The organism is Bacillus sp. GBSW19, from assembly GCF_002998655.1.
Lineage (GTDB): Bacteria > Bacillota > Bacilli > Bacillales > Bacillaceae > Bacillus.
This window is the reverse complement of sequence record NZ_PVRF01000001.1, coordinates 156,408-170,999: the sequence shown is the minus strand read 5'-3', so window position 1 is coordinate 170,999 and position 14,592 is coordinate 156,408. Positions and strand designations below refer to the sequence as shown.

Genomic DNA, 14,592 nt, shown 5'->3' with positions numbered 1-14,592 from the left:
CACCTCAACAATTACATTAATTCCATTGAGACCGTTGTCCCTTTCCCGCTTGGATCTGCTGGATGGACAATCAGTTTCTTCGGCAGTCTCATTTTCAATTCTTCCACGTGGCTAATCACACCAACTGCTAAATTGTGAGACTGCAGTTTCTCTAATGCGGTAATGACCGTATCAAGCAAGTCTTGATCGAGCGTACCGAATCCTTCATCAAGGAAAAAGAATTGCAGCGGGAATTCACCTCTCAGCTGAATTTGTGCAGAAAGAGCAAGGGCAAGCGCCAGCGATGTCAGGAAGGTTTCCCCGCCGGACAAGCTGGACACAGGACGCCTGACACCACCATTTGCATCATCACGCATAACAAAGCCGCCTTCTGAGTCGACCTCAATCGCATATCTTTGTCTCGTCAACATACCCAAGCGGGCGGATGCATCACGACTGACACTTTCCAGCTGTTCTTCTGCTAAAAATTCAACAAACGTATTCCCTTTAAAAACGGTTTGCAGTTTATCGAGGCGATCAATTTCTTGCTGCAGTGCTTCCAAGCGTTCGTGAATACTTGCAAAGCGCTGATGATTTTCTTCAATCACACGCAGGTGTTCATGTGCGGACCCACTCATTGCTGTCGCTTCTTCCAATGCTTTTTCAGCTGCATCTTTTCTGTGCTGAATGTCAGTCCACTGCTTTTCATCCAGTGACTCTTCTTTCAGTAATTCAGAAATTCGCTTTAAGTTTGCGGCACATTCCTTTCTTTTATCCTCAAATTCCTCCATTTCCTGTTTGACCGATTGACGTACTGCCTGTTCCATTGAAGCAGACTCAATTTCCTGCGGCATATGAAAAGGAGAGGATTCTGTTTCTTTTTCCCATGCTGCTTCTGCTTCTTGTTTTCGCCGGTTCGCCTCTTGAAGCTGACGCTCACTGCTTGAAAAATGGCTTTGCGCCTCACTAAACAACTGCTGCGCGTGCTGCAATTGCTTGTACGATTGCTGTTCTTTTTCATTAAGAAGAGCAAGAGAATGTTCAACCTCAATAAGTTCATCAGAAATAGAGGCAGCTTTTAATGGATATCGGCCTAAATCTGTTTCATATTGATGGATAAGCTGATGCTGACTTTCTAGCTGATGCGCTAGTTTATCAAGTTCTTTCTCGACATTGTATATCGCTGTCTGCAGCTGCTCTTTTGCTAGCTGTTTTTCTTCCAAAAACGAAATGCTTTTCTCAATACGTTCTTTATAGCCTTCCGCTTGTTGGTCCTTTTCATCGATTTGCTTTTGCAGCTCTTGTACTTGATTCAATGTAAAATGAGGGAAGGCCTGTTCAAATTGAGTCGTTTGCTCTGAAAGCTCAGATTGAAGCTCTTTGATCAGCACCTCTAATTCTTCGATGCGCTGCTGTTCAAAAGTCATTTGCTCTTTCATCTTGCTCATCTCTGCTGCTTGATTATGCGTTTCATCCATTAAACGAGCTCGTTTACGTTCAACTTCTTGAATATCCTGCTTTATGCCTCTCCATTCTTGCATCAGATCCTGCAAAGACTGCGGATTTTGTACGGTTTCTACTGCTGCAGCTACTTCTGCTCCCGGGGCTTTCTGAGATAAGAAAGCGAATTGTTTCACTAATTGATTGGCATTCGTTTCGAGGAGCTGCTTTGCGGCATACATGTCTCTCGCATACTCCTCTGCCTGCTTGAGCTCTTTGTCCATCCGTTGAATGACTTCATCGACTTGTGCCACGGTTTCTTCATGGTCATTGGATTCCAAAGCCTTTGGATCATGATGAATTGATCCACAAACCGGACATGGCTCACCATCTACTAGCTCTGCCGCTAATTCTTTTCTTAATTCAGCCGCCCTTACAACATCACGCTGTTTTAATTTTTCGAGCTTCTGATGTTGTTCTTTTTTACTCCATTCTGTTAGAGCTCGTTCGAATTCACATACATAAAAATAGAGGTGTTCAATTGCTTGAAACGATTGGTCTATTTTTTCATGATGGTCGTTTTGCTGTTTTTGAAGCTTTTCATATGCTTCTGAAGTCTGTGAGGCTCGCTTTTTGAGCTCCTCCAGCTTTTGCTTTTCTTTTTGAATGCTGCGGTTTATTCTTTCAACATTTTCACTTAAACGTAAAGCATCCTGTACACTTTTCCGTTCTTTTACTGAGACTTGTAACTGCTCCAGCTCATGCTTCAGCTGTGTTTGTTTCGTCAGTGCACGCTCTAATAGAGATTGAAGATTGTCCGCTTCTTTTTTCTTTTGTATGAATTGCTGCGTTTTTTCATTTTTTTGCTGTTCTATTCCTGTCTTTTCCTGAAAAGCTGTCTCTTTTTTTCGTTCAATTTCCTTTAGATGAATCAGCTGCTCTTTCTTTTGGAGAAGTTCTGGCTCAGTCTCTATTTTCTTTTGCCGGGCTTGCTCATACTCATGCGTCATTTGATCATAGATCGTTCGTTGATGCAGCAGCTGTTTTTCTGCTTCCTGCTTCTCCTTTGATGCTTGAGAAAGCTGTTTTTCAGCCTTTGTTAATGCATCCGCATAGGGCTTTAGCGCCTCTGCCTGCTCTGCGATATTGAGCTTGGCCTTTTTCTCTTCCATTGATGGTGCCAGTAGATTCAGTTTGTTTTGTTCAGTCTCATAAGCTTCTTGTTCCTTTTGATACTGCCAGATCGCTTGCGCCTTTGTAAAAGCAGTGAACGCTTCGTCCCGCGCTTGTTTTTTCTCATGAAAAATGGCTTTTGCCTGCTCTGCTGCTTCCTTTGCTTTTGCCAGCGCCTCTGGGCCAGCTTCCCCTAAACCATTCAGTTCAGCCAGCAGTTCATTTTTTTGCCCATATTGATTCTGAGCTTTTGCACGCAAACGCTTGACGAGCTGATCCCCATACTTTTCCAAGTTAAACAACCGCTGAAGCATTTGACGTCTGTCTGCCCCTTTTAGGGAGAGAAATTCTGCAAATTTCCCTTGAGGTAAGACAACCGCTCGCGTAAAATCATCAATGGTTAATCCGAGTAATTCTTCTACTTTACGATTGACCTCACTCGCTTTATCTGCGAGAACGGTCTGCGTATCACCGATTTCAATCAGGCGGCATAATGTCGTTCTGACTTTCATTTCATCCGCTCGTTTGAAAGCACGTTCAACTTTATAAGAAATATGGTGTTCCTTTTGCAAAGCAAATGTAAAGGAAACCGACAGCTTTTCTTCCGCTTGGTTCAAAATACCATGTGTATTATTTAACGCACGTTCCACTTTGCCATAGAGTGCCAGGGTCATGGCGTCTAATATGGACGACTTTCCACTTCCTGTCGGTCCAAATATGCCAAACACACCTGCATCACATAATGAGCTAAAGTCAATTGTTTGTTCTTCTCTGAAGCTATGAAGTCCTTTAATGCTCAGCGTAATCGGCTTCAAGTCGCTTCCTCCTCTTGCATTTCATTGGCTAGCTCTAAAAACAGTTTGACTGTTTTTTCATCGGGTAGACCGCCACCTGTCTGGCGCTCATAAAATTTCACGAACCGCTCTTCGATCGAGAGCTTTTCCACTTGCTTTTGCTCTTCTATTTGCTGTAGTTCTTTGAACTTTGGTCGAATGTGAACAAACCCACTATGCTGCTTACGGAGCTGATGAATCTCTTCAATAGAGAGCTGGTCTGTTAAATGAATCTCTAAATCAATCCACGCCTGAAGATCACGTTTTTCATCCAGCCACTCGTGCACTTGACTCAGTCCCTCAGTCGCCTTCCATTTCACAAGTGGTTTTCCGCTTGATAAAAACACTTCTTTCCAGCTTGCCTTTTCATTAGGTTTTGCCTCTACAATTGTGACTGATTTGGCATAGCCTGATTCAGAAAAGCTATAAGCAAGAGGTGATCCAGAATACCGGGCAATCGTTTTGGCACGTTTGATCGTTTGCGGGCGGTGCAAATGACCAAGTGCAACATAGCAAGCTGCTTCTGGCAGGCTTTCAGCCGCAACGGTATATGCGCCGCCTACTTCAATCGGTCTTTCTGAATCTGTTTGACTTCCTCCTGCCACATAAATGTGGCTTGTTGCAATATTAACTGTATCCGGCTGGAATTGAGTACTTAAATGTTGAAACGCTTGTTGAATTTTTAAATTGTAATGATCACGAAGCACTTTCTCTTCAAATGTTTCAGCCAGCACCTCATTTAGTCTAGCCTCAGACGGATAAGCGAGTGCTGCAATGGATAAACGTTCACTCGAAGAAGGAACATCGACACGGATGATGTCATTTGTCGGATATCCAATTAAATGAATACCCTGATCATTTGTTAAAGGAGATGCGGCTGATAAGCGATCCGGATTATCGTGATTGCCTGAGATGACCACTACCTGCCGTTTTCCTTTATCAGATAAGGCAGATAGACTTTCATAAAAAAGCTGCTCTGCTCTAGCAGGCGGATTCACTGTATCAAAGGCATCACCGGCCATCACAATGACATCAATGTGTTCGTCTTTCACGATTTGATACAGTTCATCTAAAAACTGTGCTTGCTCATCAAGCCGGCTTCGACCTTCAAGGGTTTTCCCTAAATGCCAATCCGCTGTATGCAGAATCCTCATGTGATTCACCTCTCATTCCGATACATTTATAAAGAGATTTCTAAATTCCCATCGAAGAAATAGAGAATTTTCTCCTCTAATGTTCTGTTTGTCAAACGCTCTACTGCTTTTGCATATAACGCTATTTGGGTTTCATAGCGCTTTTTCAAGATAGGTTCAGCAGCGTCAAGTCCACCTGTATATCTGCCTTGCACTCTATCCGTTTTATAATCTAGTAAATATAGCTTTCCATCTGTTTCAAATAAACAGTCAATCATTCCTTGAATCAGAACAGGCTCTCCCTCAGTATCAATATGACTGTATACCTCTTTAACAGGTAACACCATACTAAATGATACCTCTCGTTTTACCCAGTCCGCTTTCAGCAGTTTTTGACCAATTGAAGTAGAGAAGAAAGCAGCAATTCCTTCTTGATCAATTGACTGGACTTGCTCATCTGTTAGCAAGTCTCGCTGCTGTAAGGATTCGAGCAGGTGCCTTATACGTGATTCATCATAGGGCTCCTCAGAAGGAAGCGTGATATGCTGCATGACTGTATGCATTGCGGTGCCTTGTTCTGCGGCAGTGAGTGTTTTTTTCTTCATGAAAGCCGGCCGGTCATACAATGTTGCACGAGCTTTTCGAATAGAAGAAGGAACACTGTACTCATCCTGTATTTCTTTCATCCTTTTTATCTCGGAAACAGACTGCTTTGTGCCGACTTGCGAGGCCGCTAGATATGGATATTTCCATGAAAGTCTCTCTGCCACCTTCTCATCAGCATCACCATATCCTTCAACAGGCAGACCATCCATCAATGCTTGTACTACCTCGTCTTGCTGCTTCTTTTCAAGTGACATATCTTCCTTTAGAAGATCAGAAGCTTGCGTAAACGAGATAGTGAATGTAGACGGATGCGAAAGAACAACATCGCCTGTTTCTTCTAAAACAGATGACATCGCTTGATGACGGATAAGGGCAGGGCCAATAAAATCTAAGTATGTTTTCGATTGATAACGTTCAAAATCAGGGAGCAGCCACTCTTCTCCAGTCGCGGCATTTTGCCATTTGCTTAATGCTTTCACCTGATTTTTGACAGAGCCGACCAGAAATAATTTTTCCTTAGCCCTTGTGAGCGCCACATATAAGACCCTCAGCTCTTCAGATAATAACTCTTTTCTCATCTTTTTTTTCATCGCCACAAGCGGTAATGTCGCATAACTAATTCTCAGCTCTGGATGGATATACTTGCTTCCAAAGCCTAGCTCTTTATCAAGTAAGTAGGACTGGTTTAAGTCCATCATATTAAAGTTCCTGCCGAGTCCTGCAGTAAAGACGACTGGAAATTCTAATCCTTTACTGCTGTGGATCGTCATCATGCGCACAACGTCCTCTGTTTCACTGAACGTTTTTGCCGCACCAAGATCATCTCCACGCTCCTGCATTCTTTCAATAAAACGAAGGAATCGAAATAGCCCTCTAAAGGCAGCTTTTTCATATTGCTTGGCTCGATCATAAAGGGCACGAAGATTCGCCTGCCGCTGCTTACCTCCAGGCATCCCGCCAACATAATCAAGATACTGCGTATCTCGGTATACTTCCCAAATTAATTCTGCCACCGAATGATTGATGGAGAAATCACGCCACTTACGCAGCAATTGGAAAAATCGCTCTAATTTTTTGCATGTAGGGTGATCAGAATGCGTCACACTCATGAATGCCTTTACAGCATCATAATAAGTGCCTTTTTTATCACTCGTTCGAATAAGTGCCATTTCATTTTCATCTAAATGAACAATAGGTGATCTTAAAACAGCTGCAAGCGGAATATCCTGATACGGATTATCGATGACTTTTAACAAAGAAAGAATGACAGACACCTCTGTTGCTTCAAAATAACCAGAGGAAAGATTCGCATATACTGGGATTCCCTGCTTCTTTAATTCTTCCATCATTTGCGGGGCCCACGGCATAGACCGAAGCAAAATGACAATGTCACGATACTGCAAGTTACGGGTCATTTGCTGTTTTGCATCGTACACTTGAAATGGCTGCTCCACCAATTCTCTTATTTTTTTAGCAATGATTCTCGCTTCAAATTGGACGGTCTCAAGTTCTTCTCGCTCTTCGCCGGTTTCTGCTTCCTGCTGATCTAAGTGGACAAGGAGCATTTCTGTCGTTGTATCTTTGCTTTCTGGATAACTCGCTCCAAGCTTTAATTCAGCTTGTTCATCATATTCAATTTCTCCAACTGTTTCCCCCATCAGCTGCTTGAACAAAAAGTTCGTACTATCTAAAACATCTGAACGGCTTCGGAAGTTTTTATTTAAATCAATTCTCTTCCCTGTTTCTTTGCCGTCTGGTTGAAAGTGTTTATATTTGTTTAAAAAGAGCATGGGCTCAGCCAGTCTAAAACGATAAATGGACTGCTTTACATCACCAACCATAAACAGATTGCCCTCTGCAGAATGTTCCCCTTTAGACACAAGCTTTAAAATCGTTTCTTGTACGAGGTTTGTATCCTGGTATTCATCAACGAGCACTTCTTCAAACTGCTGTTGATAGTACTTGGCAGCTTCTGTTTCGATCAAATGTCCTTCTGCATCCTGCTCCGCTAAAATGCGTAAGCAATAGTGCTCTAAATCCGAAAAGTCGACAATTGACTTTTCCTGCTTCGCTCTCTCGAAACGCTCACCAAATTGGATCACAAGCTCTACAAGCGTCTCCACAACTGGCTTCATTTCAGCTAAGCTTTTTAAATGCTGGGCAGGACTGCGCATGAAGTATTCATCTTTTAGTTTTTCTAATTGTTTTTTTGCTTGATTACGTGCATCAGTGGCTTTTTCTAATAAAGCAGGGTCATATTCGTCACCTTTGCACGTTTTGAGCCTTTTAAAATTGACGTTCGGCAAAAGCTCATAAAGCTTCTCAAAATCATCTTGATGACGGATTAATTCATTGACTTGCTCTAAATCATCTATAAAATTCGCTGCTCTCGGTGCTGGGCCATCCGGCTCTTTTGATAGCGAAAGAGCTCGTTCAAGCAGCTCCTGGCAGCTCCGGAGAACGAGAGAAAGATCTTCTTTGATATATGGATAAAACGGTAATTCTTCTACTTTTGTTTGTGCATCTACATCATAAAGTGAAAGGAATGCCCTCATCCATTGCTCAGGTAAAGGATGAGACCTAGAAAACTCATAAATTCTCTTCACAAGCCATTGCAAATCTAAGTCATGGCGGTCAGAAGTGTAACGATCAACCAGTTCAAAGAATGATGGCTTTCCAGCCTTATATTCATCCTCGAACAGTTCATCTAACACTTCATCTCCTAATAATTCTCCTTCTGTTTGATCTGCCAAACGAAAGCCTGGGTCAAGATCAATTTCATAGTAAAAGGTGCGCAAAACCTGCAAGCAAAAGGAGTGCAAGGTAGAAATATTGGCACGATTCATGAGGGACAGCTGCCTTCTCATATGAAGGGACCCAGGGTTTTTGGCTAATTCTTTTTCAAGTGCTTCTGTAATCCGATGCTTCATCTCTGCCGCAGATGCATTTGTGAAAGTCACAACGAGCAGACGGTCCACATCAACTGGATGTTCAGGCCGGGTCATTTTTCGAATCAGCCGTTCAACCAAAACAGCTGTTTTTCCTGACCCTGCCGCCGCCGCAACCAAGATATCTTGTCCTTCTGAAACGATGGCTTCCCATTGGTCATCCGTCCACGTACTGTTATTCGGTTTTGGTATTTGCATACTGATCCCCTTCTTTTTTGATCCGGTCTATCACAACATCATCTTTCTCAGAGGTGAGCACCCTAAAATCATTATCCTCTATTGATTCATCGAATTGGCAAATAGACTTGAATGAACAAAAGCGGCAAGGTGTTTGATCCTTCAATTTATATGGATTAATTGCGACCTCTCCATTTGTAATTCTTTCGCCTGCTTCTTCAAATGTGCGCCGAACGTGTTGTGTGAGTATATGGAAATGATCTTCACTTAAAACTGCAGAGTCAGAACGGAAAGACCCATCCTTTTTCAAGCCGGCTTGAATGACTTGTGATCTACCTGAATCAAGCGTTTGATCCATGAGTTTTACTGCTTCTACATCTTCAAGCAATAAACCCTTCATTTTAAATTTCTTGAATATTTCCTGCTCAATGTCATCCTCCGCAAGCGGAATAGGTGCTTGAATAAGCGGATCATGGATATGGAAATATAAAATGCCAGCAGGCGTCGCTTCAACCCCGAGCCACTCTTTCGAATACGTAATGGTCAGGTCTAAGTAAGTGAGCATTTGCAAGGCCAGCCCATAGTATACTTCTGCTAAGTCAAGACCTTTCTCACTGGATTTGTAGTCGACTATTCTCAAGAGCAGCCCTTTTGAACCTTCTGCTTTATCTACCCGGTCAATTCTTCCGACAAGCTCCATCGTGCAGCCATTCTTTAATTGAAAAGTAAACGGCGGCAATGGCCCTTGCCCCCCAAAACCTAACTCTAACCCTACTGGAGAAAATCCACTCACTTTGGCATGTTCACTTAATATAGAAGAGACTCGAATCAAGATTTTCTGGAGCTTTTCTTTAATATAAGCATGCCGATTAGAGCTTAATAGAATTTCCTTTTGAAGACGCGGAGCAAGCTGTTCAATCGCATGTTTTGAATAAGTGACACAATCTTCCTTCGTTAGGTTTTTCCAATCCTTTTTTTGTTCAACAAGCGTATCTGAAATATGTTTTAAAGCCGAGTGGAACAACTGGCCGATATCAGGTGCTTCCAATTTGTAAAATTGTCGATCCTTTAGTTTTAACCCATGGGAAGCAAAGTGAGAAAATGCACACGCATTGAATTTCTCCATTCTTGAAACACTGCCCTGAATATGATCACCATAAAGCTCTTTTGTGACATTAGGCTTTAATGGCTTCGCTCGATTTGTAAAAAACAAACTTGACATGATGTTTTTTGATACATCCCGATGAGGAGATGTCATTAAGTAGTTATAGACACTCCACCATACACCACTAATGGGATATTGATTGAGCCATTGCTGCAGCTGTGAGACGGTATACGATAACGAAACATGCTCATTCGCTACAAATTTTAATTGCTCCTCGTCATCCAGTTGTTCTGGATCTAACACATAAAGAGCCTGCTGATGATTTGGCATAAGCTCTTGGCAATACTTGATAAGTGTCGAAGGCAAAAGAGAACGTCCTTCTGCATCAGCAGCCGAATAGGATAGATACAAATGACGTGATGGACTCGATAACGCTTGGTAAATTAAAAATTGCTCATCTAGCAGCCGTTCCTTTCCTGTCTCTGCCAGCTCTGCTCCTGCTCGTTTTAACCATTCACGGTCATCCTCAGACAATACACTCTCATCAGAGGGGCGTGCGGGAATAACGCCATCATTTACACCAACGATAAACGTACACTTCACTTGATACATTCTCGATAAATCCATACTTCCAATAAATACTTGGTCGAGTGAAGGCGGAATCAAAGCGAATTTTAGAGAAGCTAATCCTGTATCCATCATTTGTTGGAATAAAGGAAATGAGAGCTCTTCTTCACCTAGCATTTCAACAAATTCATCCATTAATTGAATAACCGCATCCCATACTTGTCCGTGCTGCATTGCTTCAGCTAATCTACCTGCTTCTTCAGCCTCAAGCCTCGCTTTTTCAAGCTTATCTGGTACTTGTATCTCTTCTAAAAAGACATAGACAGCCTCTACCATGTCTCTTACCTTTTGCGCTTTTTTGAGCCTTTTCTGCAACTGGTAAAGCGGGGGCACGATCCATTCTTTGACGTCATTTAGCATTTGTTCCATTTCAATTTCTTGATCTGTTTGTCCAAAATCCTCATCTAATGATTGGAAGCGCCTGTAATGAAACCGGGAACCGTTTGTCCAGCGTTCTCCTTTTACACCATAAGCAATACAATAGTTTTCAAGCTGATCTGCCTGCTCTCTCGCTTTGTTCTTAGCGAGTTCAAGCGGAAATAAGAACTCTGTTTTCACGCAGCGAAATACCGCTTCATACCGCCAGTTTCCTTTTATGACATCCAAGCTCGAACGAATCAATTCAATGAGCGGATGATACTGCATCGATTCATTTCCATCAATAAAAAAAGGAATATCGTAATCTCGAAAAACCTCTTTTAATGTATCTTTATAGTCGTCTACATGTCGTGCAACAATCGAGATATCTCTCAATCTAAGTCCTTTTTCTCTCACTAAATCAAGTATATCTCTGGCTACACCCTCAATTTCAGCTCGTTTATTTGCACTTTTAGACACTGTGAGATGAGGGGTGTTTTCCTGATATGGCTGCACTGGTCTCTGCTCATATTGGTGTTCTAAATAAGCAAGATCTGGTGTATAAATGTGCCGTTTATTTCTTTCCAAAACGTTCTCAGAAATGTCAGCTCCGCACTCTCTAGCAAGCTGATAGAGCTGGAAATACGTTTTCCCTGTCATACGAAATAAATCAAGTTCATTTGGCTGCCTATCATGATAGGAGCGATCCACTGTGAAAGCAGCAGTTATTTTTGCTGCATGCAGCAGGAGCTGTTCAATGACAAGAAGCTGCTGCGGTGTAAATTGATAAAAACCATCTATATAAATGTGTGCTCCTTTTATTTCTTCAGATGAAGGAATTTGCTGCGTGAGAAGTGTCAAATAGTCTTCTGAGTGCACATATTCATCTTGTAAATGCTGCTCCATCTGCTGATAAAGAACATGCAGATCATGCAATTTTTCGGCTGCCCGTCTTTCTTCTGTATACTCTGAATACATGCTCGACATTGAAATTTTTTCAATATCCTCCGGCAACATACAATACCTTTTGAATTCAGCCATCGTCTTTTCAATTTGCTCCACAAATCCCGGCTTATCACTCGCTTTTTTGAACACTTTAAACTTTTCTTTCTGCTCTTCAATCACTTTTCTTAAAAGCATTTGAATTCCTGTGCTTGTCACAAATTGCCGGTTCGCTCCGCCAGTCTGCTGTAAAATAGACCAAGCAAGACGTGTGAAACTAAATACTTTGGCCCTGATCATTCCGCCAGCTTCAGACGTTTTTGCAAGCTCATATTCCATTAAAAATGTCATTTGATCCGGGACTAAAAAAATGATTGGCGGACCCAACGGATCAAGCCGAAGCTGTTCTTTGATTTCCTCTAAGATTGCAGTCGTTTTTCCACTCCCCGATCTGCCTGCTAAAAACTGAATCTCCACGTTCCACAACACCTTTCTTATGTACTCATATTCTAGCGAAAATAAAGGGAAATAGCTATTTTCCTATCACGTTCCCGTTCTCCTATCTGATTGAAATAACATAGGCACCTTTCCTCACTCTTTTCATATCATAAACCATCATGAACAAAAAGGAGGCTGGCAATATCATGTATTACGATTACTATGACTACTCGCCATATGACATGCGCCAAAACACAAGGATCATTTCAGACCTTGAGAAGGCGATCAATGGTGAATATTCTGCGATCCAATGCTACGAAAAACTTGCCCAAAAAGCAAAAAACCCTGAGGCGAAAAAGGTCATTCAAGAAATACGTCAGGATGAAGTCAGACACTATCAACTATTTTCAAAGCTATATTATTCTTTAACAGGTAGAAACCACAAACCAAGCGTAACAGAACCTTGTCCAGAACAATTCAGAGAAGGACTTATGTTTGCCTTTAAAGATGAACAAAAAACGGTCGATTTTTACTTAAGCGTATCAGACTATGTCCGTGACCAAGGAACAAAAGAGCTAATGAAACGTATCGCTCAAGATGAACAGCAGCATGCTGTATGGTTTTTATACCTTTTAACGCACCATGTGTCTTAGATAGTCCTATTTTAATAGGAGATCGTATGTTCCGTCAAAAAATGAAATCGATTTTTCGTTCCTTCAATATGTCAAAGTTAGCGCTAAATGCAGCAAAGTCTCACATCCCTTCCTCATTTTCAAACGAAAAAATGAGAATTTGACCATTAAAAAAACTCCTCTGCCACAAATGCAGAAGGAGTTTTTTCATGATCTTTTAATGAAATTTTGCTTCATTGCTTTGCTGCTGATGCTTGAGAACCCCATCAATTGACAGCAGCTTACTGCCGCTAAGTGTTAAATAAAGCGCCATGACGAGCAGCGAAAGTTCAAATTCATAACCGCCAACAAATCCTTTAGAAAAACCAACAGTAATAATCGCTACAGCCATAATTGGTACAAATAATGCTGCGAAAATACGTGTTCCTAGACCTAAAATCAAAGCGATACCCCCGACTAGCTCAATTGTCTTGACAATATAGGCCATAAATTCGGGTAAACCGATTTGCCCAAAGAATGCTGCTGTTCCTCCCAGTCCTCCTTGATATGCCTGAAGTCCATGTAAAAAGAAAATAATACCTAAAATAACGCGTACAAAAAGTGTTCCTATTTCTTGATTCGTTTTCATATAGTGAATTCCTCCTGTTTTTACACTACATAATGTAATGTTAATAAGTAAAAAAAATTAGTAATTTAAGTTGAGCATAATCATTAAGACCACCATCAGAATGGCTGATGTGACAATTGGAATAATTGGTACATTAAAAGGAATATTGTAAGTTGGATTTAAGATTTTTTGTATTCTTAAATTCAATGCCCGATCTCCAAAGGACACCGCAAACTTTGTTTGTTTTTGAAACTGGGTTTTCTTTTTAATCAGTTTCAAAAGGGCCTGCCCTACTCCAAGCTCAGTACCTGTCTGCTGAATGGCATAGTCATCTGCAATCACTTCGCGAAAAACAGAGTAGCTTTGTCTCATATGCTTTAACACTGGAATGTACCAAATGACTTTTGTGAGCATTGAGAACATGAAAGCTTTTAAGGGATCATAGCTGTATTTGTGATGCAATTCATGATGAACAACAGCGTCAATCTCCTCTTTATCCAGCATGTCCATGAGGGCTGTTGATAAATAAACCTTTGGGTGAAGCATCCCCATTGCAAAGGCAAGCGGTTCTTGACAGTGAAACACAATGATATCGTTTTGATATTTCTCTGACAGAAATTCGGTTGACTGTTGTTCGAATGCCAACATCATATGTCGTTTGAATTGAATGTACTTGCTGATTTGCTTTGCCATATAGAAAATTGCAAATCCCAATGTGTAGAGGACTAAGGCATCTAGAAAATACTTTAAAGGAGTGAATCCATAAAATTCGAGCACGGACTGGCATACATGGATCAGGTTATATGCTTGGTTCCAGCCAAAAAAGCTTGAAAGCACGTAATACCCCATCTGATAAAAAATGGCTAAACCAATCAATATACCGCCTAAAAACAGCAGACTCGACTTCATTTTATTCATTTTGCTGCTCCTCTTTTTTAGATGCTAGCCTTGCTTCTAGAACTTTGAGTAATTCAGGATCAGCACTTTCAATCGCATCCACCATATGATTCACTGCCAATGGACCGAAATCGTCCATCAATCCTTGCGTAATCCATTTTGTTTGCTCATTTAGAAATTCTTCTTTTGTTAAAATGGGATTATAAATAGATGAGCGCCCTTTTGTTTTTTTCTCCACAATTCCTTTTTCGGTTAAGCGGTTCAGCACAGTCATCACCGTGTTGAAATTAATCGGCTTTTCATCTGACAGCTTCTGCTGCACCTCTTTAATCGGCATATCCTCACCTTGATAAAGGATCTCCATAATTCTTCCCTCTAAAGGACCAAAAAAACGATTCAATCCCTTTTCATTATATTTAAAAGAAGGAATTTTCATGTTATCACCCCACACTAAGCATTGTAGTGTAATTGAAAATGATAGTCAACTGATAAGATAAATAGGGGAAAATCGTTGTATATTGACTTTGCTTTTGGTAAAAATTACTTCTTTCTTTATAAGAATTTGCTAACCATTTATTGATAAGATAATCTTATGAAAATGGTAAAAAAAATCGTATTTTATTTATAGAGACTTTTGTATTATAGTGAAGATAACAACATTTCACTTACTGAACAAACATATAGGAAGAAGGTTTACA

The 14,592-nt window shown here is 41.1% G+C and carries 8 protein-coding genes; 1 reads left to right on the top strand and 7 read right to left on the bottom strand.

The genetic code is table 11. The features are described from left to right. Positions 1-11: 11 nt before the first annotated feature. The 4 genes from sbcC to addB are packed head-to-tail and all read right to left on the bottom strand — an operon-like array spanning position 12 to position 11,797. Entirely contained in the window at positions 12-3,407 is a 3,396-nt protein-coding gene (sbcC, locus tag C6344_RS00915; protein WP_106072649.1) for an exonuclease subunit SbcC, read from the bottom strand. Next, positions 3,404-4,579, bottom strand: a complete 1,176-nt coding sequence (sbcD, locus tag C6344_RS00910) for an exonuclease subunit SbcD (RefSeq protein ID WP_060595952.1) — start codon at positions 4,577-4,579, stop codon at positions 3,404-3,406. Before sbcD ends, sbcC begins: the two co-directional genes overlap by 4 nt. Positions 4,580-4,605: 26 nt before the next feature. After that, positions 4,606-8,310, bottom strand: coding sequence for a helicase-exonuclease AddAB subunit AddA (gene addA / locus C6344_RS00905; protein ID WP_106031476.1), 3,705 nt, complete (start codon positions 8,308-8,310; stop codon positions 4,606-4,608). Continuing rightward, positions 8,288-11,797 (bottom strand): helicase-exonuclease AddAB subunit AddB, encoded by a 3,510-nt coding sequence (gene addB, locus C6344_RS00900; RefSeq protein ID WP_066031070.1) that lies wholly within the window; start codon positions 11,795-11,797, stop codon positions 8,288-8,290. The genes addA and addB overlap by 23 nt, the downstream gene beginning before the upstream one ends. 167 nt (positions 11,798-11,964) lie before the next feature. Between addB and C6344_RS00895 the strand changes: the two genes are divergently transcribed. Next, positions 11,965-12,411: a ferritin-like domain-containing protein gene (locus C6344_RS00895; RefSeq protein WP_034663474.1), complete on the top strand. Its 447-nt coding sequence runs from the start codon at positions 11,965-11,967 to the stop codon at positions 12,409-12,411. 196 nt (positions 12,412-12,607) lie between these two features. On the opposite strand, the gene C6344_RS00890 is transcribed toward C6344_RS00895, so the two are convergent. The 3 genes from C6344_RS00890 to C6344_RS00880 are packed head-to-tail and all read right to left on the bottom strand — an operon-like array spanning position 12,608 to position 14,330. Continuing rightward, a complete protein-coding gene (locus C6344_RS00890; protein ID WP_034663477.1) occupies positions 12,608-13,018 on the bottom strand; it encodes a DoxX family protein in 411 nt (136 codons plus the stop codon). Positions 13,019-13,075: 57 nt separating this feature from the next. After that, entirely contained in the window at positions 13,076-13,915 is an 840-nt protein-coding gene (locus tag C6344_RS00885; protein WP_066031071.1) for a M56 family metallopeptidase, read from the bottom strand. Beyond that, the gene (locus C6344_RS00880) at positions 13,908-14,330 is read right to left on the bottom strand and encodes a BlaI/MecI/CopY family transcriptional regulator (protein WP_024425495.1); all 423 of its coding nucleotides are present in this window, start codon (positions 14,328-14,330) and stop codon (positions 13,908-13,910) included. Before C6344_RS00880 ends, C6344_RS00885 begins: the two co-directional genes overlap by 8 nt. Positions 14,331-14,592 lie beyond the last annotated feature (262 nt).

Coding starts and splice junctions, on each gene's coding strand:
- C6344_RS00895 (WP_034663474.1), top strand. CDS start 11,965: ATGTATTACGATTACTATGACTACTCGCCATATGACATGCGCCAAAAC.
- addA (WP_106031476.1), bottom strand. CDS start 8,310: ATGCAAATACCAAAACCGAATAACAGTACGTGGACGGATGACCAATGG.
- sbcD (WP_060595952.1), bottom strand. CDS start 4,579: ATGAGGATTCTGCATACAGCGGATTGGCATTTAGGGAAAACCCTTGAA.
- C6344_RS00890 (WP_034663477.1), bottom strand. CDS start 13,018: ATGAAAACGAATCAAGAAATAGGAACACTTTTTGTACGCGTTATTTTA.
- C6344_RS00880 (WP_024425495.1), bottom strand. CDS start 14,330: ATGAAAATTCCTTCTTTTAAATATAATGAAAAGGGATTGAATCGTTTT.
- C6344_RS00885 (WP_066031071.1), bottom strand. CDS start 13,915: ATGAATAAAATGAAGTCGAGTCTGCTGTTTTTAGGCGGTATATTGATT.